This is a genomic window from Nitrospira sp. CMX1 (genome assembly GCF_054902215.1).
Genome location: NZ_JBUBKD010000010.1, coordinates 51,779 through 76,753 on the forward strand (window position 1 = coordinate 51,779; position 24,975 = coordinate 76,753).

General features: G+C 54.9%; 19 protein-coding genes and 1 tRNA gene. 5 read left to right on the top strand and 15 right to left on the bottom strand.

Going from position 1 to position 24,975, the window contains the following annotated elements:
* Nucleotides 1–4: 4 nt before the first annotated feature.
* The 13 genes from ACYX34_RS01535 to asnB all read right to left on the bottom strand — a co-directional run bounded on the left by ACYX34_RS01535 (nucleotide 5) and on the right by asnB (nucleotide 16,187).
* Nucleotides 5–1,585: an MraY family glycosyltransferase gene (locus tag ACYX34_RS01535; protein WP_462074790.1), complete on the bottom strand. Its 1,581-nt coding sequence runs from the start codon at nucleotides 1,583–1,585 to the stop codon at nucleotides 5–7.
* A gap of 60 nt (nucleotides 1,586–1,645) precedes the next feature.
* Entirely contained in the window at nucleotides 1,646–3,214 is a 1,569-nt protein-coding gene (xrtD, locus tag ACYX34_RS01540; RefSeq protein ID WP_462074791.1) for a VPLPA-CTERM-specific exosortase XrtD, read from the bottom strand.
* 355 nt (nucleotides 3,215–3,569) lie between these two features.
* The gene (locus tag ACYX34_RS01545; protein WP_462074792.1) at nucleotides 3,570–4,568 is read right to left on the bottom strand and encodes a class I SAM-dependent methyltransferase; all 999 of its coding nucleotides are present in this window, start codon (nucleotides 4,566–4,568) and stop codon (nucleotides 3,570–3,572) included.
* Nucleotides 4,569–4,607: 39 nt separating this feature from the next.
* The gene (locus tag ACYX34_RS01550) at nucleotides 4,608–5,519 is read right to left on the bottom strand and encodes a hypothetical protein (RefSeq protein ID WP_462074793.1); all 912 of its coding nucleotides are present in this window, start codon (nucleotides 5,517–5,519) and stop codon (nucleotides 4,608–4,610) included.
* Nucleotides 5,516–6,790, bottom strand: coding sequence for a glycosyltransferase family 4 protein (locus tag ACYX34_RS01555; RefSeq protein WP_462074794.1), 1,275 nt, complete (start codon nucleotides 6,788–6,790; stop codon nucleotides 5,516–5,518). Before ACYX34_RS01555 ends, ACYX34_RS01550 begins: the two co-directional genes overlap by 4 nt.
* 38 nt (nucleotides 6,791–6,828) lie before the next feature.
* Nucleotides 6,829–7,665: a glycosyltransferase family 2 protein gene (locus ACYX34_RS01560; protein ID WP_462074795.1), complete on the bottom strand. Its 837-nt coding sequence runs from the start codon at nucleotides 7,663–7,665 to the stop codon at nucleotides 6,829–6,831.
* Nucleotides 7,662–8,321 carry an LbetaH domain-containing protein gene (locus tag ACYX34_RS01565; protein WP_462074796.1) on the bottom strand — a complete coding sequence of 220 codons (660 nt, stop codon included), beginning with the start codon at nucleotides 8,319–8,321 and terminating at the stop codon, nucleotides 7,662–7,664. The genes ACYX34_RS01560 and ACYX34_RS01565 overlap by 4 nt, the downstream gene beginning before the upstream one ends.
* Before the next feature lie 31 nt (nucleotides 8,322–8,352).
* Nucleotides 8,353–9,504, bottom strand: a complete 1,152-nt coding sequence (locus ACYX34_RS01570; protein WP_462074797.1) for a glycosyltransferase — start codon at nucleotides 9,502–9,504, stop codon at nucleotides 8,353–8,355.
* Nucleotides 9,501–10,307 carry an FkbM family methyltransferase gene (locus ACYX34_RS01575; protein ID WP_462074798.1) on the bottom strand — a complete coding sequence of 269 codons (807 nt, stop codon included), beginning with the start codon at nucleotides 10,305–10,307 and terminating at the stop codon, nucleotides 9,501–9,503. The genes ACYX34_RS01570 and ACYX34_RS01575 overlap by 4 nt, the downstream gene beginning before the upstream one ends.
* A gap of 7 nt (nucleotides 10,308–10,314) precedes the next feature.
* Nucleotides 10,315–11,526 (bottom strand): glycosyltransferase family 4 protein, encoded by a 1,212-nt coding sequence (locus ACYX34_RS01580; protein ID WP_462074799.1) that lies wholly within the window; start codon nucleotides 11,524–11,526, stop codon nucleotides 10,315–10,317.
* Between the two features lie 49 nt (nucleotides 11,527–11,575).
* Complete coding sequence (locus ACYX34_RS01585; RefSeq protein WP_462074800.1) at nucleotides 11,576–12,871, bottom strand: O-antigen ligase family protein; 1,296 nt, start codon at nucleotides 12,869–12,871, stop codon at nucleotides 11,576–11,578.
* The gene (locus ACYX34_RS01590; protein WP_462074801.1) at nucleotides 12,868–14,223 is read right to left on the bottom strand and encodes a lipid II flippase MurJ; all 1,356 of its coding nucleotides are present in this window, start codon (nucleotides 14,221–14,223) and stop codon (nucleotides 12,868–12,870) included. The genes ACYX34_RS01585 and ACYX34_RS01590 overlap by 4 nt, the downstream gene beginning before the upstream one ends.
* Complete coding sequence (gene asnB, locus ACYX34_RS01595; protein WP_462074802.1) at nucleotides 14,217–16,187, bottom strand: asparagine synthase (glutamine-hydrolyzing); 1,971 nt, start codon at nucleotides 16,185–16,187, stop codon at nucleotides 14,217–14,219. The genes ACYX34_RS01590 and asnB overlap by 7 nt, the downstream gene beginning before the upstream one ends.
* Nucleotides 16,188–16,377: 190 nt before the next feature.
* Here asnB and ACYX34_RS01600 point away from each other — a divergent pair, with 190 nt between their 5' ends.
* The 3 genes from ACYX34_RS01600 to ACYX34_RS01610 all read left to right on the top strand — a co-directional run bounded on the left by ACYX34_RS01600 (nucleotide 16,378) and on the right by ACYX34_RS01610 (nucleotide 21,433).
* Nucleotides 16,378–19,071 (top strand): GDSL-type esterase/lipase family protein, encoded by a 2,694-nt coding sequence (locus ACYX34_RS01600; RefSeq protein ID WP_462074803.1) that lies wholly within the window; start codon nucleotides 16,378–16,380, stop codon nucleotides 19,069–19,071.
* 588 nt (nucleotides 19,072–19,659) lie between these two features.
* On the top strand, nucleotides 19,660–19,782 hold the full coding sequence (locus ACYX34_RS01605) for a hypothetical protein (RefSeq protein WP_462074804.1): 123 nt from the start codon (nucleotides 19,660–19,662) through the stop codon (nucleotides 19,780–19,782).
* 181 nt (nucleotides 19,783–19,963) lie between these two features.
* Nucleotides 19,964–21,433, top strand: a complete 1,470-nt coding sequence (locus ACYX34_RS01610; protein WP_462074805.1) for a CYTH and CHAD domain-containing protein — start codon at nucleotides 19,964–19,966, stop codon at nucleotides 21,431–21,433.
* 634 nt (nucleotides 21,434–22,067) lie between these two features.
* On the opposite strand, the gene ACYX34_RS01615 is transcribed toward ACYX34_RS01610, so the two are convergent.
* Nucleotides 22,068–22,946, bottom strand: a complete 879-nt coding sequence (locus ACYX34_RS01615) for a hypothetical protein (protein ID WP_462074806.1) — start codon at nucleotides 22,944–22,946, stop codon at nucleotides 22,068–22,070.
* A 237-nt stretch (nucleotides 22,947–23,183) separates the two neighbouring features.
* Here ACYX34_RS01615 and ACYX34_RS01620 point away from each other — a divergent pair, with 237 nt between their 5' ends.
* Together ACYX34_RS01620 and ACYX34_RS01625 are read left to right on the top strand one after the other, a co-directional pair.
* Entirely contained in the window at nucleotides 23,184–23,345 is a 162-nt protein-coding gene (locus tag ACYX34_RS01620) for a hypothetical protein (RefSeq protein ID WP_462074807.1), read from the top strand.
* 411 nt (nucleotides 23,346–23,756) lie between these two features.
* Nucleotides 23,757–24,710, top strand: a complete 954-nt coding sequence (locus ACYX34_RS01625) for a hypothetical protein (RefSeq protein WP_462074808.1) — start codon at nucleotides 23,757–23,759, stop codon at nucleotides 24,708–24,710.
* A 187-nt stretch (nucleotides 24,711–24,897) separates the two neighbouring features.
* Here the strand turns inward: ACYX34_RS01625 and ACYX34_RS01630 are convergent.
* Nucleotides 24,898–24,974, bottom strand: a tRNA-Arg gene (locus tag ACYX34_RS01630).
* Nucleotide 24,975 lies beyond the last annotated feature (1 nt).

A 24,975-nucleotide genomic window follows, 5' to 3' on the forward strand; every position in this document is an offset into this window, starting at 1 on the left:
GCTTTCATGGCCACCACGCTCGCCACATGATTCCGCCAAGCATCGCCAATGAAATCGCTCCAAGGCGAACCACCGCCGACGATCGCATGTACAACAGCAACTCAAAGGCGAAGAACAACACGACGGACTTGGCCGTCAACGGGCCGACCGACACATCGCCGATCGACATCTCCGGAAGAAACGGCATGGCGACGGCCAACAGTGCAATGAGCGAATCAAGCGGCGTCATCTGAAATCTCTGTTCGCCCGCCAACCGAATCGCAAGAATGACTAACACTGCAAGGAAGATGATCGCGATATTGACCTGTGTCAGGGGATTGGTTATGGCCGTACGAGGGAACGCCTCTCCGTAATAGAGCAGGCACATGCTACCGATGTACAGTGCGGCACGCACCACCCACGACAGCGCGTAGCGAGTCAGCAACGAGCCAAGGACGGCGAGCACAAGGCAGCCGGCAAGAATCCCTCCTTCGAAAGGAATCTCGCGCGGGACGGTGATAGCCCACGCCAAAAATGACGGAACGGCGAGATATAATAGGTGCAGAGGCCAATCACTTCTCACCCGGCCTCGCGGGAGAGTCGTTCCCATTGAACTCGAGAGAGAAAGAACGTCTCCGCTGCTCGACCTATCCGTTCCATGCGGACGAACAAATAACATCAGCACGGCGAGTGCGAAGAGCATGTATGTTCCGAAGAGCGCTGCATCGGATTGCCACCGCAACAGGTACGCACAACTCACCATGAGGCCATGCACGACATAAATCACCGTGACCGCTTGTCCGTGAGTCAACCCCAAGGACAACAGTCGGTGATGAATATGATTCCGATCACCGACAAACGGGGACCGCCCTTCCAATAGACGTTGGCTCATCACACCAATCATATCGAGCAACGGAACACCCCAAATGAACAAAGCCAGCAGCGGACTGTATGACGCAGGATGAATACCGATCAGCAGGAGCGCGGCGACAGCCAGGTAATACCCCAGAAACTGGCTGCCGGCATCGCCCATAAACACGCGCGCCGGATAGGTGTTGAACCGAAGGAAACCCAGCAAGCCACCCAGGACGGACACGATCAACAAGAGCAGCAAGGGCTCATTAACCTGATAGGCCAGATAGGCGAGCCCGGTGAAGCTGATCAGCGATAACCCTCCGGCGAGGCCGTCCAGCCCGTCGGAGAGATTGACGGCATTCGTCACCGCAACGATGATGAGCAAGGTCAACGGAAGGGCAACCCAGGACGGAAGCATTGCATCGTCAAAGAAGGGGACCGAAGACAACCGAACCCCGACAACTCCTATGGCAACCGACGCAGCCAGCACTTGTCCGCCGAACTTTATCCGATAGTGCAAATCCACTCGGTCGTCCCAGATGCCGAAGAACATAATGACGGCTCCGCCCAGGAGACTCGACAGGATAAAAGAGTCTTTCGGAGCCCACACCAATACGGCAATGAATGTGGCGAACGCAAAGGCAATCCCCCCCACCTTGGCGATCGGCTCACGATGCACATGCCGCTCACGTGGTGAATCGATGAAATGCAAACGGATCGCAGACGTCGAGAGGACAGGGATGAGTGCCATACAGATGATCAGAGATCCAATAAAACTTAGGAACAACGCCGAGCCCATCTCGGATACACCTCAATCAGGAACGTAACGTCTCAGCAATGGGATCACCAACTCAGCCATTGCCCGCAACCGTCCATCGACGATCGCCTCGCTCTCTTCGGCGGTAACGGTCGAGGTCAAACGTACAAGCGCCCCATCCGCGCGGTGCCTCGTCAAGGAATCCCAGAACAAGAAAAACTTCACGAGATATTCACTCGTGATCCAACGATCCCGCTGTTTGAACCAGTAGTAGACGATTTGCTTGTGGCCGTCTTTTTGCGTCACAACCCGGTTGACACTCCACGAGGAAACCGCTCCGGGGACGGGCGCCATAGGCAGCGACTCAAACGAGGTGATCTCCCATCCGCCGCCGGGAATACACTGTCGAGGAGAGTGGGAGGAACGGCCTTTTTTCGGTGACTGGTAGTAGGCCACATAGACATTCACCGGACGCTGATCGGCAGCCGTGTAATCCGTCATGACATAATCGTCCAATGCCAGGGCATCAAGATAGTGCCGTTCCATCGGTGATGAGACTCCCCTCCACGCCTCAAGTTGCGAAGGAAAATCGACCAACGGTTGGCGAACCGGCGGCGGAGGCAATTCATCCGGAGCCACCGCTGGAGCAACCACCATCGCCAGCAGAAGCAATGTTCCTCCGATCACAAGTGGTATCAGTGCAATCCGATCAGCGGGCAGAGCCGACTGAAACGGCGGAACCGTGACACCCGGCTTCGGAAGGCCGATCAAGTCCCCGAAAGAGCTGCGGGAGTCACTCGATCCGATTCTGGCAAGAATCCACATCTCCGCGCAGAGCAATGCGAGGCTCGCCACAAAGAAAATCCAGCCTTCGAAGAAATGGGTGAATCCTTCTGCTGCGGATTGTCCATAGGCCCCAACCAAGACGCCGATGACACCGATCCGGAACCCATTCAGGAGGATCGAGATAGGAATGCTCGACACGACAAGTACGACTCGTTTCCACAGCGACTCACGATAGAGATAAGCGGCCAGCAACGTGAGTGCCGTGAGCGGGAAGAGGTAGCGCAATCCGCTGCAGGCTTCGACTACTTGCAGTTGAGTAGGCCCCAAGTCGATCACATTGCCCTCTCGATAGGCCGTGATTCCGACGGCGTGCAGGAAACCGACCCCGAGCGCCGATGACCATAGTTGCAGACGATTGGAAAGTTCGCCTTGGAGGAAGGTCGGCCATGGAATGGCAACCAGCAAATAGGCCAGTGGGAACGCCATGATACGAACACCGGATAGGCCGATGGCACAAACAAACAATCCGACGAGGACCAACCATAGGGAGACCTGCACCACCGCATACATGGCTGCAAATTCCCCGACGAGGTATACGAACACACCGGCAGCGAGTAACAACAGCCCCCACCATGCACCTCGATGTTCGACGATTTTCAACTCAGGCCATCGCAGCCAGATCATGTAGAGCGAGATCAAAGGGATAAAGAGCCCATGGCTGTTGTTATCCTCCAGCCAAGCCTCCCCTAAAAACCGGAGACTGTCTGCGTAGAGATAGCCGAGGATGGCCATGACGACGGCAAGAATAGCCCAGAGAGAGGCGGCATTATGGTTCATCGATGACCGGACCACCGACGGCTCGGGGCCTGAGCTCAACGAGGTATCTAGAGTCGTTGGTTGAAGGCTCATCGGGAATAACTCCACAGACTTTGACGAGTCAGCAGTCTAGCGTCTGCCGATTTCCCTAGGGCCACGCCAATCTCAAGTTTGTGTTAACTGACTGTTAAAAAATGAAACTTATGAGAAGTCCGTACCGATCTGAGATAAGAACTTACCAGCCAAATTCGTGGAGATTCCCAGATCCATGTAAATCGTTTGAGCAGCGGAGAGGCCTAGATCCAATGACTTGTAGGATCTGCCCAAGCCGACGCATACAGACCTCCACAGCAGTGTCAGACCGTAGGACCTAAATTCAGGTGGGGCACTTAGAATCCGATTTCACTTCCGAGGCAGAAACAATCCGTTCATCGACCTGAGCTGATTTTTTCTTGGCAACAATAGAGAGCAATCTTCCAAGCGGCCATTTGGCCTGTTGTCGCATGCTCCGCAGACCGTGTTTCCCAAGGAATGGGCCAAGACAGATCCATCCCATGAAACACAATAGGAAGTGGCGGATCCACCGTACCCATCGACGAACGAAGGAACGCTCGAAATTCGTATTGACATGCACAATGGAAAATCCACATGCCTCCAAAAGTCTGACTAATCCGTTCTCACTGAAGACGAACAGGTGTTGTGGCGCGTCATACCATTGGCTATGGCCTGGAAGGAGTTGTTCCCAGGGAGAATGGCCGAGCCCGGTATCACACAGCAAGATGCCCCCCGGTTTGAGGCAACCGTGAATTGCCTGCAGCACGGAAAGTGGGTCCGACAGATGCTCGACGGTCGCCCACAACGTCACCACATCAAACGATTCCTTCCAGGACTCATTCTGTTGGTCCTGTATACGACCGGTCGTCGCTTTCACTCCGAGTGTGTTGACGGCATATTCGATGCCCGATCTCGACAGATCAATCCCCTCCGCTCGAATCTTCTCGTCCAACGCTGCCTTGACGAAAAATCCTTTACCACAACCCACATCCAAGAGGCGGGAGTGTTTCGTTCCAGCATAGGTCAGCGCCAGTCCGACCTTTGTCGGAAAATCGGCTTTCATTCGGTCTTCGACCTCATCGTACACACCTCCGACCTGTTCGCTCTGGTGATAGCGGTCGTAATACGACCGTAGATCCTCAGATGACGGTTGGGGAAGGACCTGAGAGGTAAAGCAATCGGCACATTTCCAATAGGTGTAAGTCGCGAAGCGCACATCCTTCCGGCAGCTTCCTCCACACACGTAACAGGTTTCCTGGCCGAAGGAGGGCAGGGCTGACCACCTCACCACCTCTACCGCTCCGCATCCACGAACGGTCATGTTTGTCTCCATCGAAGCGAGTCTCTGGCCAGCACCACCCTATCGAACCCCCAAGCTCGAGGGGCGATCCGGAGCAACCCTGTTCAGTCGGCTCATAAATCGCTTGGTGACCTGCCACCAAGAAGCTTCTTCATCCCAAGGTTCTGGCCCGTTTCTTCCCCACCCACCCCAGATCACGACACCATCCGCATATTGAGCCGCCGTATTAAGCTGAAGTTCCCAATAGTCGGACTCTACCGGATGGAGTCCAAGTTGTCGGTTTGACTCATGATAGACAGGCATGAGGAACGCATAGACCGGCCTCTCTCCTGCTTTCCGCCTGGCCTCCGTTAGTTGTGCCACGGCATAGTTCACCCAGCCCTGCCGATCCGCATAAAAGGCATAGAGTGACGGGTACAACGCGTCCAGGTGAGTCGCCAACTCATCCAATCGATCGTTATCCTGTTGCCATGCTTGATGCTCCTTGCTTCCCGGACCACGGATCGCCCGCCAATAATCGTTCAACGGCACCGTTCCATAGGCCCCAATTTGAACATTCGGCGCTTCCGCCTTTATCCACGACAAGATTGTTGACAACTTACCGGCATTCGTCTTGACAGTCTGAGCATCTCCCTTAAGCGGCCAGCGCTCGACATCGACAATCACCGGTGTCGCCGCCGCGCTCAACTCTTTTCCGATCGATCGTATAGCGTGCTCCGACGGCATCACCGTTGGCGATTGGTGACCGGAGAACAAGCGTGCTTCATACAGCAGCGTCACCTGCCGAACCGGGAGACCGGCAAAGGAGGGCTTGTTCTTGTAGAGCGTCGCGTCGAATACGATGAAGGGCCGTTGAGCGGTTGTCGTATCGGTCGCTGCCGAATGAGATGGCAGTGGATTACTGAACACTCCAAGACACGCGAGTCCCGCGACCATAAATTTGTGCGCCTTGAGTACCAGCGGGTGCATCATTCTCGCCCTGCGCCTACCGGTTGCTCCGTTCTATCAGGGAGAGCCGATGCCGGAATCCCGTTCGTAGCAGAGGTCAACAGTCGGCTCCAGCTATTGAGAGCGTGAGAACGAGCATACTTGCGATCGAACGCGCGGCGGGCGGAGAGTCCTGCCTCTCTCAGTTCAGGCCCTCTTGAGGTGAGTCGAAGAATGCAGTTCGCCAGCGCATCGACTTCGCCGATGCAAAAACTCCACCCACATTGTTCGCGCTCAAGAATTCTTGCGATTTCTCCGTCAGGGTCCCCGATGTGAATGATGGGGCGACCTGCCGCCGCGATGCCGTAGAACTTGCTCGGCACGATCAAACCCTCCATCGTCGGCCGCAGCGACACGAAGTGCACATCAGGCACACTCAAGCTCCACCGCAGTCGATCGGCGGACTGATAGGGGTAGAACTGCACATTCGACAACCCTCGACGGGCAACCTCCGAAACAACCCACTCCCGCGCGATCCCGTCGCCGATGAACAAGAAAACGACGTCGTCGAGTCTCTTGACCTTCTCAGCCGCATCGATCATGGTCTTGAACTCGTGGACGCGGCCCATATTTCCCGAGTAGCCTAGGACAAACTTATTCTTGAGACCCCATTCAACGACAAGTGGGTTGTCATGCTTATGAATCGGCCGAATAGCTTCGCCATCCGCCCAATTTTCGATGATCGTGATCCGATCAGGTGGAACTCCTTCGTCGCGCAGTCGCTTCGCCATGATCTCGCCCAATACCACATTGCAACGGCTCTGCCGCAACGATCGGTTGCGAAACTGCTTGAGCATAGGAGCCGCAAAGCGCATGCCGTACACTTCCATTGAGGTAGCGATCTCAGGAAAAAGATCCTGTACCCAATTGACGAGTACGCCACCCCTCAGCTTCACCGCCCAAGCTGCAAGGACGGACATCATCGGCGGATCGGTCTTGGACACCACGACATCTCCGCCACGCACCGATCGAAGCAGCCGCCACGTGGCGCCAACGTAAAATGTCAGGTAGTCAGCCAGGCGTCCCCCTAGTCGACCTCGCCCGAATCGCGAGGTACGCACTCGATGTATGCGAACGCCGCGAATCCATTCATGAGCAGGAAGGGTTGCCTGGGGATTCTCATATAATTGACAGCCGGTAATGACATGAATCTCCTGGCCACGAGACGCGAGGTCAAAAGCCAGGTCGCTAAGGAGTTGGCTCGTCGCCGAGTGATCGGGATAGAAGTACCGGTTGATAAAAATCGTCTTAGCCATATCGATCGACGACAAGCTGAGTCGTCCGCTCCTTTCTCTTACCGTGAGCCTTCTTGTTCCTGCCGCACACGCTCTTGCATTTTGAGTACGATCAGGTATTCATACATGGACAGGAGTCTGCAGTAGGTCAATCCCTCCCAACCGTCCAAAAACCCCATTCGCAACAGATACATGTAGAGAAAGCGCAATGTCGGCCGGAAGGGAAGACGAAACGCCAGCTCTTTCAGCGCTCGACGTCGTCGCGCTCCATCGTGGAGGCTGAACAGACCTTCCCAATCTTCAAACCCATTCCTGATTGTCTTGATTCCCTCATCAGCCTCCTGAGATGAGTACTTATTGTGCTTTTCAAACCAGGCTTCGAGACCTTTATTGAAGCTGTAGTGGTGGAAATGCTGTTCTAACCGCCCCTCGGTCCCCTGCACGACCGGTACCGGGTTGACCAACCGTTCCCACTGAATTTTGTCTGGACGGAAGAGACGAAGAACCCAGACAGGGTAGATTCCACAATGCTTGATCCACCGATCACAAAAGAAGTTCTTGTACCGCACACGGTACGCGACATGTTCAGCTTCGGGATCGCCCGTCACCGCAAGCATCTCGTGGCACAATTCCATCGGTACAATTTCATCCGCATCGGAGTAGTAGACCCATGGATGTTTGAAGCGAATATTTCGCACCGCCCAATTCTGATGTGCCGACCAATTATCAAATCGACGTTGGATGACTTGCGCTCCCATCTCCTCTGCTATTTTGACGGTCCGATCCGTGCTGAACGAATCGAGTACGACAATGTCGTTCGACCACTTCACCGACTGAAGGCACTTCTGAAGATTGTCTTCTTCGTTGAGCGTCAGAATGAGGACCGAGATACTCATCGGCTCTCCCGATCAGCCGTATGGGTATAGTTCTTCAAGATGCGAGCAGGATTTCCTGCAACGATCGTCCAGGGCTCAACATCCCTGTACACGCTCGATCTGGCTCCCACCACCGCGCCTTCTCCGATGGTCACACCCGGCCCAATGAACGCATCGGCTGCAACCCAAGCCCGTTCCCTGATCACGATGGGTGAGGTCACCACCGGTCTAGAGGCGACGCGATAGTCGTGCGTGGCGGTGCACAAGAAGCTGTATTGGCTGACAACCGCTCTGGGAGCGATCACGATTCTGTCGACGGAGTAACAATCGACGTCAGGCCCCAGGCAGCTAAGAGAGCCCATTTCGAGGTTCCACGGCGCCCAGATCTTGACCGAAGGGTGGGTGTAGGCATCTTTGGCAATTTTGGCGCCGAACCCGCGCAGCAAAAACCGTCTCCACCCGTGGAACACTTTTGGACTCGGACGATACGCCAAGAGCCACACAATTCGCCAAACAAGTCGCAAGCCTTGATTCAGACGAGAATGCGGACTCGGATAATTTCGAGGCTCTGATGCCTCTTTGAAAAATCGATCCGATCTGCCGCCGCTCCGGTCTCCATCATGGTCTTGCACGATACCTGTGACATCTGAAAGATGTTCATTGGTTGACGTTGGCATCCCCATCATTCACCCACCGGCAGGTACCCTTTTAGAGAAGAACGCATTCCGGTTTGTCTCTCTCTCCGCTCATCCAGGAGTACACAGAGGACATGCGTTCTGCATGTGAGGCCCACGAAAATTCGTCCTCCACGAGTCGCCTCCCTCGGGACCCCATTATTGATCGCTCTCCGCTCGACATCGCCATAAGCGACCTCAGACCTTGCATGATTCCCGATGCTGTCGTATCGATACACAAGGCGGCTCCGGCTTCAAACCCTTGAGGGAGATTGCAGGCTTTCGTCATCATGACCGGTAACCCATAGGACCACGCCTCCAGCACACTGACGGGCAACCCCTCGCTGTAGGACGGCAGCACAAAGGCCGCCGCCGACCGAAGGACGGATTCCTTCTCATGCCCGAACTTCGGGCCGAGGAATCGGACTGAGGCCTGCAGTCTCTGATCGACGCAATACCGCCGCAAGTCCGCCTCATGATTTCCTTGATCCCATCCGGCAATCCAGAGCGCCCACTCCGCAGCAGTGGAACGAGCCTCCTGCCGCAGCTCCCGCCACGCTGCCAATAAGTTGATAAGCCCCTTCTTGGGATGCAGGCGCCCGAGAAAAAGCAGAACTCTTTCCCTCTGTGCGGAGGGGCTCACGCTCAACAACGGCAGGTCGACACCGCACGGAATCACGCATACCGGAGTCGCGAGCCCATAGCGACGAATCGCATCCGCTTCCGGTGCACAGAGTGCATGAAGGCACGCAGCGTTCTCGAGATGACGATGTTCATACATCACACCGGCGATCCGCTTCTTCCAGTACGAGTGCCCGATCGCCCAGGAGTCCAGCATCCCATGCGTGCTGACGATGTACGGCTTCTTGGTGAGCTTCGCCCACTTGACCGAGGCCACCGAGGGGTACATCCACAAGCCATGATTGTGCAAGATGTCAGGAGCCGCAGTGCGGAGCGCCGGAAGCAGATCCGGCGCGTACCCGAACGGTTTGTATCCCCTGTGACGAAACACGTTGATATTGAGGGGACTCCACGTCTCACGATCTTCTTCGAAACACTCGTCGGTCAACCCGAATACGCTGACACAATTTCCTCGCCGATGCAGTTCCAGTGCACTCCGACGCACGACTTCATAAATCCCCCCCCCGGTTCGAGAGACGGAGGCAGCCACCATTCCCACATTCATGAGTTCCCCACGTTTCGCGCACTTGCACGGCGGTGGATGAATGTTGTGTTCCACCCATCAATGTAGGTCAATCGATAGCCACCGGATTTGACTCGAACCACCATTGTCTGGATACGGGACAAGTAGTCGTCGTCTAAAGGGCGATATCCTTCATCGAATTCGACGCAGAGCACAGACGGTCGGACGTCACTCGCCAGCATGGAGGCCAGAATTTCATATTCCGCACCTTCAACATCGAGCTTGAGCAGGGCTAACTCCGAATGGCCGAGCATCTGCATCACGGTTCGGAGCGTTCTGCAGCTGGCTTCAAAATAGTCGCTCGTGCGCTGCAAGTTGACGATCGAGTGCGATACATGCGCCGGATCCTCCGGCACATAGAAACGCATCGTACGGTCTTCGCTCCACAAACCGAGAGGATGGAACCGCAATCGATCCATGCACGCCACATCGGTCTTGTAAAATATGCCCGCTTCATTGTTGATGGCAGTTGGAACACGATCAGCCGTATTGGCCCGTAGAAGTTCCACATGCCGTTGCGCCCTCGGCGTCGGGTCGAAACTGTGAACTTCACACCCGTACCGATTGATGAGATCGATCTCGAAACTGATGTCTTCACCCGCACCGACCCCATAGCACAGCGACTCAGGACCCAAGAGTCCACAGGGCACGAACCATCCGCCATAGCCAGTTCCGATCTTTTCATGTGTCGGCGCGGCCGCATCCCTGAGTCGGCCTAACTTGCTCTGCGCGACATGTTGCCCGACCCGTCTGTACAGTGCCTGTGCCTGTTTGAGAAGGAGCATCGCCTGTTTACCTTACGGAATGTTCAAGTTGTACCGACCGTGAAACAGTTTCCGAGCACGCTTGCTCGGTTTCGCCGGGAGATGGAAGAGGGCAATATTTGGCAATGGCATCGATGAACAACGCGGCGTGCGTGCCTGAGTTGTATCGACGAGTGATCATCGCCCGACAGGCCGAGACCATCGTCGGTTTTTGCGGTTTCGGAAATAACGCGTCGACGATCTTCCGCGCACAATCCGACAGATCGCCGTTCCGATAAAACCATCCGGTTTCTCCATCTTGTACCGCCTCCCACTCCGGAAAATGTTCCTCAACGTGATCATGAAGCAACACGGGCGTGCCGTACGCGAGCGCGTGCATGACCGAGAGACCGGCACCCGATGGAACAACCGCGAGATCGCTGGCGGAGAGGACGAGACCGAGTCGAGACTCGTCGTACATTGCTCCCAGAAAATGGACCAATCTGTTGAGTCCTAACTCGTTCGCGAGAGATTCCAATTGCGGACGATCGCTTCCCTCTCCAACCAACAGGAGATGAACGTTCTTGCCTTCACTCCCGACGAGGTTCAGCGCTTGCAGGAGCCATGGCAAGCGCTTCACCGGCTGGAGCCGACCGGTAAAGGAGATCGCCCGCTCATCGGCTCCGATGCCGAGCGAACGACGGAATCGCTCACAATCCGCGGACGTGATGCGTTCAGACACCGCTGATTGTTCTGCATTGTCCAAGGAGTTATAGATCACGTGCAATCGATCCGCAGCGAGTCCCTTGGAAATCAAGAGCTGCTTCGCGTGATCGCCATAAAGCAATAGGCCGCGCGATAGTCTGTACAACAGTGCCCGAACCGTCCACTTCACCCCCGACTCATCTCCCTGAAGTCCATGCGTCCAGAGCAGGACGGGTACCCCCATGATTCTACCGGCTATTGTCAACATCCAAGCAGTCAGGTCGTAAGGACTCCCCTGCGCGACGATGAGATCCGGACGTCTCCGCAGCACCGCAGACAACACAGTCGGTTGCCACGATAGTGAGAAGCCATAGGGAAGTCTGATAACGTATTGCGTGGCGGCCTGGAATTCACACTGTCTCGGTGCTTCAGCGAGCGGAAGAAAAGGGACAACCGCACCTGGGTCAGCTAACAGCTGAAACTGAAATCGAGGATCAGTCCCCAGCGCGTCATAGAGGTGCCGCCGGTAATGTGGAATGCAGGCTTGCTGGAGCATGACGAGAGGCCTTCTATCTTTTTTGACGTCACTCATCATGGAAGTCGCATCAGATTCGTGCCTGAAGTAAATCGTCATCTGCAAATCCGGGGCTGTCTGTTTCTGCTCCGACCTCGTCATCTTCACCGATGACCTGCTCTGATGCCGATTCGTTATATGAATATGTTGGACCAAGAATGCTCAGCAGGAACAATAACGATGTCGGGTTTCCCGTATTGATGAAGTACCGTTCGAACATCGCGAGTACGAAGTATCCGCATGCCAGCCCTAGAAGGACGCTGTAGCTGAACGTCTGAGAATGGTCTTGATTTCTCCGCCAGATGTTCCTCATTCCTGAAACCGTTGCGAATAGGACGGACACAAACCCGATCAACCCGATTTCCGCCAGCAGCGCCAGGTACCCGTTATGCGCCGACGTGTTGACCTTCAACACCGTTTCATGAGCTCGAAACCCTACGCCGAGAATCGGATTGGCCAGAAACAGATTCCACGTGGCTTTCCAAGTCTCAAGGCGGCCGGAGCCGCCCGATTCGAGACCGCGGTGGCGGTCCTGAATCGCAAAGAAGTCGGAGACGCCCCTCAGCACTGCGTCACCGTAATACGCTGCTAACGCCCCTCCAACGAAGATGCACAAGAACAAGACCGTATACCCACTCGCTTGAGCAATCCGTCGACGCGCAACGAGCGTGACTGCAAGCCCGATCAGCACAGCCACAGCCGAAGCCCTGGCGCCGGTCAGATAGATCACGGTGCCCATCGCGATGAGAATCGGAATCCGTACGATCATCCGCCTGATGATCATGGCGGTGAGAAAGACGGATGCCGTGATCAGCGCAAAGGCCGCCGGATTGAGGATCCCCTTACCGCCTCCGAGTCGAACGCCGGGAGCATGGTCGTACAGCGCAAATCCGCAGACCAGGACACTCCCAAGCAGGGCATAGACCTTCATCCCCGTCTCATATTGTGCCGCGTTCAAGCTGGTATTGAATTGCAAGACCACCACAATGGTCAGAATCGTAAGAACGGTATACTGCACTGATTCGAGGGGCGCGTGACTGACGAACGACGAGAGCCCGCAGAAGAGGCCGAACAGGATGAGCGACGCGATGGTTCCTGGGTTGAACCCCCCGGGAACAAAGCGACTTCGGCTGAACAAAAAATACCCGGACGGCCACAAGATCGATGCGAGCATGATCGCCTCATAAGTGTGGTTTCGACGACCTTCGACGTTTCCGAACAGCGATCCGACAAAGACTCCGGTCAGCCAAAGACCCAAGACGAGGCCGACCCACGTGTGCCGATCACCCTCAACAAACAGCTCGTCTCTCTCGGCCAACGCAGTCATGTTGCCTCGGAGAGTGCGACAAGGCGACAGAGCAACAACCAGCCGAGCATGCTTGTATCCGTCACTTGAGCCGCGACGCACGACATAGCCAGTCCCTCGACTCCGAAGAGAGGAATCAGCGAGCCTCCCCAGAGAATCAGCGTCACCCACCGGATCCCATGTCCCGCAATCGGCGTTCGATAGTCGGATAGTGAATAAAATGAGTTCCGAATCACTCCGTACAAACTCGCGAACGGAAGTCCCCAGACCAGTATCGACAAGATATGGGCCGTCAACCTGGCGTCGGCCGTGGAAAACTTCCCCCTCACCAACGCCAGCTTGATCAAGGGTTCTGAGACGAGAACCATGAACATACTGCACAGCAGCGTCACTCCGAACAGTACCGCTCCATATCGGATCAAGACTTGACGTCCCTCACGGAAACCGGCGTGAAACGCCCGCGCCAGCTTGGGGAACAGCGTCGTGTTGACCGGCGCCGTGAACAGCGCCAAGGGCACCGCTACAACCGATCCTGCGTAAAAGAATGCGGCGATCTTGCCGGTACCTAAGCTCGAGGCAAAACTCCGCTCCGTCATCGCAACCGCCTGAAAGAGGAGTTCCCCAACCAGCACGATAAGCACCGGCCTCCACAACTCGTTGATTCCGACCGCGCGAGGCTCTGCGACAATCGTGGGGGCCGAAATAGAAACTCTGTTGAACGCTGCGATGAACCACAGCAGCACGAGGAAATGCCCTGCGGCGAAGCCCCAGACCATGGCATCGATCCCCCAGCGATCGGCAAACAGCAGCACTGAGGCAACCGTAGAGAGCGACACGACCGCCCCACTGAGAAAGACAGGCAGAAAGCTTCCCCTCACCGAGAGTCCACCGCGCATAAGTCCGGCTAATCCGGCACAGACGATCGGAAACAGCAGGATTCTGATCAGCCGCACCCCTGATTCGCATTGTTCAACGGTGAAGTCAGGAAACACAGCCTGGAGCACTGATCTCGACCCGAACAGGAGCAGTGTGAGAGCGACCACATTCATCGAGATCAAAACAAGGGAGGTCCGTGTAATCAATGACCTCACATGGCCCCGATGTTCGGACGCCATCTTCGAGACAAAGACGTGTTCGATGGCGTTCCCCACCTGGACACCGAATAGTAGGTGAAACCCCATGACTGCGACCAACACGTCCAGATCGCCGCTTAGTCCGAACGTCGATGCGATGACGATTTCACGTACCAAACCAGCCAGAATCACGACCCCGGACGCGACCGAGTAGATCGGAATCTGTCGGAGTAGGCTCAGCTCTTTCAGATTGGCCTTCAGATTTCCCCACCAGGGCCGCCAGATGGTTGCACTCAGCATCGTGACACCAATCGGCTAGGCGTGACGGACCGGAAGACAGATTCCGGTCGGTGGCCGGTCTGGGCCGCACACCAGTACTCGAGCACCAGTGCGGTAAAGGTGAGCTGTGCCAAAGGGCCATGTTGAGCCTGGTTCGCCATTACGTGGGCCGTTTCCGGCTTGAGAATGGAATGCTGAACGAGCAGCCCATCTTCAAGAGCATGGCCATAACGAGCCCAGGTACCCTGCATCCATTCACGCCCGGGCGGTTGAAACCCACGCTTTCGCCGATGGAGAAGCCACTCCGGAACCAGCTCTTTCACCGCTGCTTTGAACCAGGCTTTTGGCGGAAGATCATGATCCGGACAGGCTTTGCGCAGGCCGATCACCGTCTCCACCAACCTAAAGTCCACCAGTGGCAGTCTGAGTTCGACCGAGGACGCCATACTGAGTCGATCGTTCTGAGCGATTCCGTTTTCAGCCAGATACGTCTCGCAAAGCAGTCGAGTAAAGAGAATGTCCGGCCTCGACCAAGGATGCGGGACGGTATAGGGTTTCCACAGGGCCAACTCATAGACGGAATCAAGGAACTCCTCCGTCAAGATCGACGGAACCGAATCACGGATTGTCCGAAATAAGGGTGATTGTTCGTGGAAGATGATGCGTTCACGAGGACTCTGTAAATCCCGCAGATATTCGAGATACGAGGATCGCAGTCCCGCTCCCGATCGGCACCAGTCGAACAAATCCCACCGTGACCTCACCGATGGGCACTTCAGGCTGACATACTGACCGAACTTCGGTCGTACCTCCGACTGCCAACAGGCCTTTCTCATTGTCTGTCCGAGCGCATCGGTCACCCATGGATACCCCCAAAAGAGCTCGTCCCCCCCCTGCCCCGAGAGCATAACTGGAACACCATGTTGGTGAGCAGTACTCATAACGGCGCTGTACCCGTAGCCGGCAATGTCGGCGATCGGATCATCGGTCTGCCAGACCAGCGAAGGAAAGGCATTGACCATGTCCTCCGTCTTGATCTCAACCTCATGGACAGGAATCGATAGATAGTCCGCTATGGCCTTGGCCTCCCGGCGCTCGTCAAACCTCGGACGCCCCTCGTATCCGACCGTGAACGCAGTCAGCCGTCCCGGGTACGCTCTGGCAACCAATGCCGCCAAGGCGCTTGAATCCAACCCTCCGCTAAGGGCCACACCCACCGGCACATCGGACCGCATGATCAGTTCGCTCACCCGCTCTAATTCGGTTCGAATGGTCGAGACCGGGTCGTCGTCCAGCCGAGGTGCATCGTCCATGCTCCAATACCGGGACTCTCTCAACGACCACGGATGTATGGAGATCGTCAGTGCCGTCCCGGCAGAAAGCTTGCGGACCCCTTTGATCATGGTCATCGGCTCGGGTACATACTGAAAGTGGAAATATTGGTAGACCGCCTCACGATCGAGTTGAAAGTCGACGACACCCGCGCGAAGCAGGGCTTTCAGTTCCGAAGCAAAGTAGAGCGCGTCGCCCTGTTCGAAGAGATACAGGGGCTTTTCACCCATCCGATCCCGGGCAAGGAATACGTTCTTTCGACGTTCATCCCACAAAGCAAAGGCGAACATGCCACGAAGATAATCGACGCACCGTTCGCCGTATTCTTCATACAGATGAACGATCACCTCGACATCACTGCGTGACCGGAAGCGATGCCCTTGTGATTCCAACTGAGACCGGAGTTCCACAAAATTGTAGATTTCTCCGTTCGCGATCAATGCGAGTGATTTGTCCTCGTTGTACAAGGGCTGCCAGCCACCGGACAGATCGATGATGCTCAAGCGACGCATGGCCAGCGAGACGTGAGATCCAAGTAAAGATCCGGCCCCGTCCGGCCCTCGGTGAACCATCGCGTCGCTCATGTACAACAGCCGCTCCTGCTGCAGCGACGTCATGGGTTGTGCGCTGACGATACCGGCGACTCCGCACATGACAGGACCAACCTCCACTCGGATAGCGTGCACTGTACCCTGTACCGTTCACGTCCTGGATACAGGCTGCTCAAATCTGTGTTAACAAATCGTTAATGCTGGGCTGCTTGGAAGATTTTTGGTTAGTCATGTGATACGAAAAACGATGGTTGATCATCTGGGGCTGAAAATCCTGTCAGTGAGGTAGGTCATGCACGGGTACGGAACTAAGCGACATACGACCCAGCGGATAGCTGTTGCCTCTCTGATCATCAGTAGTCTCCTCTCTTGCAGTGGACAGGAGAATCTGACACCGACCGCTCAACCGGCGAGTGGTGGCCAATCGGCCAACTCCTTCGTCACCCCCCATCAAGTCCTCTGGCGGTCTGACGGGTCGAGCCCAACCCAAGGGCGTGAATCGATCAATAATTGGCCGAGACTCACGAGCGACACGGCGAGCTGTGATCTGAGTCAGGTAAATGACCACAACACATTGCCTCCGCATGCACCGTTTGGAGGAAGCACGACCGTCCACTATATCAAGGCGGTTTGCACCGGCGGAGCTAGCGGCGGGAAAATCCAGATCGTGGTCGATATGGAAGACCGTCCGCTTCAGGGACTCGGCAATTTCGGGTTCTTCTGGTATCAGCCGTCAATCGACGTTTCGACGGCCATGACCTTGGAAGTCGCGACAAACCCCAGCTTCTCTCGATATTTCATCTTCCACTGGTGGAGAAACCTCATCGGACAACGAATGATGGACGGATGGAATCCCATCACGTGGCAAGCAGGCGACCAGGTCAACAATGTCGGCGAGGCAGCGATGACCCAGGTTTTTACGACCTTCCGAATTGTCATCGATGTCTTGCCCAATAAGTCAGGAACGTACTACTTCAGCGATCTTATGTATGGCTATTATGCAAAACCCCATATCAATATCTGGGGCGAGAACAACTTCGCCAGTGTTTATACCCACCTGTTCCCCGAAGCCAAAAAGCGAAACCTCATCGGCTCCTATTGCCCGGTCACGGAAAGTCTCAAGGATCCCGGGCGCGTAGTATTGGAAGGAGGATTCACCAATACGCAGTTGCAGGAGATGGTGACGGCCGGATGGACCATTGGGGGGGAGTCGACGGAGGGGCTCAACTACATAGATTTCCACACACTTGAAAGTGCCGCCGCCGATATGGATAGGCACCTCGCTGACCTACAGAAATTGGGCTACCAACGCCCGATCTTCTGGTGCTACGAAGACGCCAAGCACAACGCCGCGCTCGATGCCGAGCTGGCGAAACGCAACATAGTGGCCGCCTACAGCGGCAACAGTTTTTCGGACAATACCGGACGGTCACTCTATGGTGGTCTCACTAATCCCTACAACCTCTGGTCTGTCTCTGGTGACGCTCGTTCAGTAGAAGAAGTCATCGCGGCAATCGATCATGCCGTGAAATACGGTGAGCAACTTGGGTTAGAGTGGCAACGGTATGATCAGGACTTCCCTGCGATTGCCGACTATCTCGTCAAGCTACGAAATGAAGGGAAGATCGAGATCGTCACAGTCGAGGAAATGATCGCGCGGCATGGAAAGAAAAACGGGTCACAAACCGGATCACCGCCGGGTGTCCCTCCCCCGACGCCCTCGTCGCCGACCACACTCTTACCTTTTGACCAAGTCGAACACTCCTACACCCAATCACCGGCTCGGTTCTCCGGCCTTTGGGCACAGGCACAGACGCGCACCGTTCGGCTTGCCTTGATAGGCGATTCGCAAGAGACATCCCCGGAAGGGAGAGGCGATGTCTATGTGCCACGCCTCCAATACGAAGCCTGGAAGCGATACCACAATGTGCCTGAAACCGTCATGAGCGGCTATTTTTCTTATGGTGATGGCCAGCCCTATGGAGATTGGCTGCTTAGAGGAAGTGCGGCCAGCCCTGGGGCTTCGCCGACTCGCATTGCCATGGACCATCTCTTACCCGGAATCTATGCCGCTGCCCACGCTGCACCGGCCGGCCCTCAATCAGTGAACGGACAGTGGTATGGCCAACTCATGGTACTTGAGCCCGATGCCAGCAGCGTCAACCCGTCGACAGAAATTCCGACCACGACTCAGTATTTTTGTACGCAGGGCGCAGTACGGGCGGAGATTTTTGCCGCAACGCATCCGCAGTCCGGTGGTATTCTCTATAAGGCTCGGCCGTCGGATTCTGTGCCTAGTTATTCCGCGACGGCCACTCTTGAAGAAACGGCGCCTCTCTCGCTGGCCGATGCAACATTTATCGTCAAGTCGTTCACAACGGCCCCACTGCCGTTCAACGGCAAACGACACCTCCAACTGGAACTACTCGGCACTCTGACTTCGGCGGTAACGGACATTATCGGTGCCCGCTTGAAGAGCGACCAGTGCCCGCAGGGCCTCGTCATTCAGGATCTCAGTACCGGCGGATTGTCAACTAAGGAGTTTCTCAACACTTACCGCGCAGCGGCGCAATTGTTTCGTGCCATGGGGTTCGACGCGGTGATCCTTCATTTAGGCGCCAATGATGCCGGCGAGGGCGCCACCGCAGAAATGTACCGGATTGACACAGAACAGATGATCGCTCGACTCCGTTCATGGGCTGGCCGCCCGGACCTTCCTGTCATTCTCATGAGCGATCCCTATCGCCAAGGATTAAGTCCGGCGCAGGAAGCGGAATATGCTCGATATCCTGGGGCATTGCGCGCCATCGCCGCTGTGGACCCCGCCGTGCTGGTAATTAATTCTCGACGATTGATGAATGAACGAGGATGGAACGGCGTGCCGTCCAACCGATTGTCAGAACTGCTCCTCGATGGCCTCCACTACACGCCTCGCGGGGCCATTGAATTGGCCGAAGCCGAGATGAAAACCCTATTGGGTCCGTAAATGTGAATACTCGAGCCGACCAACTCCTTCACGAATGTCGGCTCATAGACGAGAGCTCCCGGCGTCAACGAAGGCAACTTGGTCCGACTGTTCGACCAACCGTCGTGCTCCTTTCCCGTTACGGCAATCGAATACAAGTGTCCTTCAACGACCAACAGTCGAACAAACCCATCTTCAATCGCCTGCTCTGGGATATTCACCAACTTTTCCGATCGAGACCGCACGCAAGGTTGCGCTTCTCGGGAGTATGCATGGAACAGAGGCAGTTGCGACGACCCTTCTTGAAGACCTTACCCCAAAGGCACAAAATATTTATCGTATAGGCGTGGAGATCCCGAATGTTGGGATCCTCCAATCGGCTGAAAAGGATCGGGCTCTATTCAAGAGCAGTCCTTCGAAAGAATGGCTTCCATTGACCGCCCTGAGTCCACAGACGAGCAAGACCGGAACGACCTTATCCTCCTCAACTGGTCCAGGCTCGGGGTACCCCGACACGGCAGGTTCGTGGGCGGAGGAGCATTTTACTTCAACAGCTCTGGTACCATCAGAGGACATCAAGTCGTCCCGGACCTAAATGCCTTTGGCGGGATGAAAGTCTTGATCCTCGATGACGTGGGCTTGTTCGTGGAAGGAAAATTCAATCGCGCGACGATCACGAATTTTGATGGCATGTTCGGGCTGAGCGGGGAGTATAGGGCGTTTACGCCCTAACCGGACTCGTCTATCACTTCTAACGTACTCCTGCGATCACGGCACCATTTAAGTCCGGCTCCTACGTGATCAGTCGGGGTTTCCTCATGCCCCACGGTTGAGCCTTTCTGCCTGAATTCAGTTGAAACTCAGACAGATTTAAGCGGAAACTCATCGGAGCACTTCTTCCTGCAGGTCTGCCATGTCTTCGGCCGCCTCACCGCATTCCCGCTCGATCAATGCCATGCGGGAACAAGAGATCAAACTCTCCGTCGACCGGTCGTTTCGCTGGCCGGAACAATACGGTACGCCTCTCCCACGGCGACACCTGATTTCCACCTATTACGACACCGCCGCCTATGACTTGGCCCATGCTCGGATCACTCTTCGCCACCGAATCGAACGCGGGAAACAGTCCTGGCAGCTCAAGATCCCGTTGGGCGATGATCGGCAGGAGGTGGAAGCGTCCGGTACACAGGGTAATCCTCCAGCCGCGCTCCGCACGTTATTGATTCTTCACCTAGGACATCGCCGCCTGACGCCGGTCGTCACCCTGCGCGTCCGGCGAGCCGGTCTCCTGGTACGCCAGGGCCGCATACCCATCGCGGAACTTGCGCTCGACCACGTCGCGGTCGTTACACACGGTGCTGTGATCCAACACTTTCGCGAACTCGAAATTGAACAGCGCCAGGGCGATAAGAATTCCCTTCGTGCCCTCGAACGGCAGTTGCGAAACGCCGGGGCATCCGATCATGACGGGCGGCCAAAACTCTTTCGTGCCCTCTCGCTCCAGATCTCCGCTCCACCCCTGCAGCCTGAGGCAAACGCGCCGGTGATCGAACATCTGAAGTGGGCACTGACCCAGCATGTTGAATGGCTCCTCGCTCATGATCCCGGGACGAGGCTCGGTACCGAGAGCGAGAGTGTGCATCAATTCCGCGTCGCTATCAGACGACTGCGCGCGGTGCTCCGCGCGGCACGACCGACCCTGCTTCCGGCCTGGGTCAGATCCCTGGAACAGGAGCTCACGTGGCTCAGCGAACTGCTGGGACCAGCCCGCGATCTCGACGTCCAAATCGCCTACTTCATCCAGGAATCAACCGAATTGAATGCCCGAGATCGCAAGCTGTTGGCACAATTTATCTCCCACCTCCGCGCGCAACGAGCGGTCGTTCAGCAGATGCTGCTTAGCGAATTAACGAGCGCTCGATACTTCGAACTCATTCGGCGGCTGCAACAAGCTGCCCGGGATCCCTCGATCATTGATTCTCCCTTGACGATCCGCGAGCTTGCTAACCGGCAATTCAAGAAGTTGCGCGAGACAATCCGACACCTTCGATCCTCGCCCTCGGCTGTCGCCCTGCACAAGGTCCGTATCAAGGTAAAACGCGCCCGCTACGCTGCGGAGCTTGCGCGTTGCTCTGTGGGCAAACCCGCCAGCCGCTTCATGAAATCCGCTCGTAGGGTTCAAGAGGTGTTAGGAAGCCATCAGGATGCAATCCAAGCGGAGCGCTACATCCAGCAGTTTGTGAAGTACTCGACAAGTGTTCGGGCCGGCTTTCTTGCCGGGCGTATGGCCGAGCGGCAACGTCACCGACGAGACACGATCCGCAAAGAATTGAACCCGCTGTTTAAGGCCATGCTAAAGCAGGGGAAGAAGACATGGGGATGAACCACATCCAGTTTGCCTTAGAGAACCCGATCGTAGATCCCACAATCAGACATGTCAGACTTGCAACTCCTTGGCCTTCACCAACATCACGCCCAACTCGTCTGAGTGCACCCGGTAAGGATCCACTATAGTCCTTATCAGTTTGGATCGCGCTTGGACACGGACTTTCATGGGAGCCTTTTGTTCTACCGAGTCCCTTATTCATTCGTCGTTCCCCACGTCATCCTGGTTTAATCGACGACTAGCCTGATGACGAGTAAAGAACCCCGCCCTTCCTGGCGAGGCATCCAAATGCGAGTTTTGTGACGCCCCCCCAAAGCGGCGAGAGCCTCCGCGATGATATGTCTCAAGGATTGCCCCAAATACTTGGTGCGCCCGGCAGGAATTGAACCTGCGACCTACGGGTTCGAAGGGGCCTGAGCTGTTCCACTGGCTCCAACCCAGTCCAAAAGATTCCAAACCGTCGCTAAATCAACTCACTTCGAAGCCCCTGAAGTCTCTGAACTCCATCTTTTTCTCGTTCTGGAAGTTTTTGGATTGCGTTCACGGACGCGAACACGGACAGATCACGGACAATGATTATCTCGAATTTGATAGGGCAAGGTGGAACAAGATGCAACCGCTCGTCATTGTTCTACTTTGTATAGCTGTATTTGTCTCCTCCGAATGGAACGAAGTTTTTGCTCGTCTTATCGAACCGCCAACAAAAAGCGCTTTCATGGCCTGTAGTGATTGGTCCGTTATAACGGATAATCACCTGAAAGAACACTTCCCGTGTTTCTCTGGTGACCGAGATCCCGCCGGGAGGAAATTCGCGCAGTTCTCGGTCTTCACTTGGGAGAAAAACGGATGATGACACAACAGAGTGGTCAAAAGTAGCGGAAATGGGTGGATCGTCCGGCTCAGCACCTTGACTTGTGGAAATTCCAACTTGCAGTTTCTCGATGATCGCAGGCAGTTCTCCGTAGTTGACGATCGTATATTGAGTATATGAATCAAGAATTTCGTGTTCAACGTGACTAACTTTGACGACATAAATGTAGGGACGTTGAGAGGAGACCAGTGTTCTAGCGGTGGCGCTTGCAGCATCAGCGGACTGCTTAGCAATACCCAAGGATACCTGCATGTCCTTGGCCTGCTGGTCGGCGGTTTTCTTAGTAACTCTGGCCTGGATAAAAGTAGCGACCCAGAGAAGAGCTGTAAAGAAGGCCAAAATTGCAGTAACTCTGACAAGGCTCTCAGTCGAATTCCTCAACTCCTCAGTGGCATCTACCAATTTCTGGTCCTGCACCACTTTTTCTTTTTTATACTGCTCCTCTCTTGCGGCATTGGATTCAGCGTCTTGGCTGGGCAGTATCTTTATCGTGAGAGGATTACTATCACTGCCACGCTGTTCGGCCTCGGAATTCTGACCGCTCTCAGCGGCCTTGGTATTTGGATGCTCTTTTGAATATGAAACACCACAAAGTAACACCATACCCAGTAAGACAACTGTTCGCCACACGGTCAGCACACCCAGATCTCCGCGTTAAAGATGTTTATGTCGAGGCAATTCATGTCAGCATCCTAGCGATAGAGCGAGCACGTGTCCAATCGTCTCCGCTGCGGTACAATCTTAAACTCTACGGTCAGATACAAATCCTTTACCGCTGTCGGACTCGTTGGAGGAAAGAAGGGCTATACGCCGTATGACTGACGAAGAACCGCTTGCCGGAACCTAATTCGGTCCGGAGTCGAGGAATCAACGGCCATGAAGATCAGCGGCCATCGGACCAGGAGTACCTTCGACCGCTATAACATTACCTTGGAGAACGACATTCAGGAGGCCATGGTGAAGATGACGGAGTACATCTCAACCTTGCCGGTCGAGAGCGAAGTCGTGCGCCTGACAGAGGTCAAGTCATGTTCGTGAAGACACGAGGACAAACGCCAAAGCCAACGTGACTACTGAAATCGACTCCCTACAAGTCCGAGAAACTTCGACTACCAACCCTTGACCTCAAAGTGCCAGTTGACGGCTAAGATATCTTTCGTCAAGTATTCTGGATCTCGAATCAGGACGATGATGTCTACAGGAGTTCTTACTTTGCCTTATTTGGGAATGCTGGACTGACTCCATTGAATCAAGGGAAAAGAAACGAGGGTTCCCAAGACCCAAAAAGCATTATTCAGGTATCTGTACGATTCTAATTCTGAACGGCTGGCAGTTATGAGCTTCCTAAGTAGCAGCGTTCTGAAGCGGATTTCGGTGGCTCTATGGGTGTGTGTCATCCTTATGATTCGGTTTCTGCCTCATAGCGTATTGGCGGAAACCGTTCGGGACATGCTGACCGTCGCAGTAGCCATGGTCGCTACTTGGCTCTATCGCTTAGGAAACAGACGCCGGGTGCAAGAAAGAAGAGTTACGGCAGCTAGAGCCGAATTGAACATTAATCAGCTGTCTTCTGAACGGATCATTCTATACTTGCGTTCTTTTAAAGACGATAAGAAGGCCGCCATATTACCTTCGACTACAAGAACTGATTCAGATGGCTTTCCCACTGAAGTTGTAACCTTGGACTACACTGAAGAGGAACAACTGAATGCAGTTATGGGAGAATTCGGCCATTTTATAACGATATGCAGACCAGACGAGGCCCTTCCACATTCTGGTGCTTCACGCCTGCGAGTAGGACACGAATGGCAGAAGCATGTTCAAGAGTTGATGGTAAAATCGCTTTTCGTCGTTATCAGGCTAGGAGCTACGGACGGGCTTTTGTGGGAACTTACAACGGCCGTACGATATCTGGAACCATGCCGCCTACTTTTATTGGTTCCCTTTGGCGAAAGGGAATACAACAAATTCTGCAAGAAGCATCAGGATATGTTTCCCAAGTCTCTACCCAGTTATGACGAGAGAGAAAAGGTAGGCACGTTGCGAGGAATAATCTGTTTCCAAGAAGACTGGACGCCGGAACTTCTCACTCTCAAAACAAGCGCCCTTTATCCACCAACGCATTCGCTTCAATCAGCGCTAAGAGTTGCTCTATTGCCATTTATCGATAGGTCAAACGTTCCGTATCAGCCTTTGCACCTCTCGACAGCAGTGATCTTTCAATGGTTATTATTAGGCTCTATGGCGTGTTGGTCTTGGTTCGTCACAATTTCCGAATTCCCCAATTTATCCCCTTGGGCAATCGGTTTGGCAAGTGCGGTCTCTTTGACCTTTATTTGGATCATATGTGCTGGCATGCATGCCTATTACTGCCTTAGGAGTAAGTTTCCCGGACGATCCTGACCACACCGCTTGGAGCTACATAACAGGAGGAAGGCGATGAATACCGAAGTATGTTCTAATGCTGCTAGTAGGAAACCAGAGAATAGGCTTGCACGACGCGAAGGTAATGATTTTGCCAGAACACGGACAAAAACACGGACAATTGGCACCTACGCGATAACTTCCATATCGCAAGTGTTTGAATCTATGGTGCGCCCGGCAGGAATTGAACCTGCGACCTACGGGTTCGAAGCCCGGCGCTCTATCCAACTGAGCTACGGGCGCA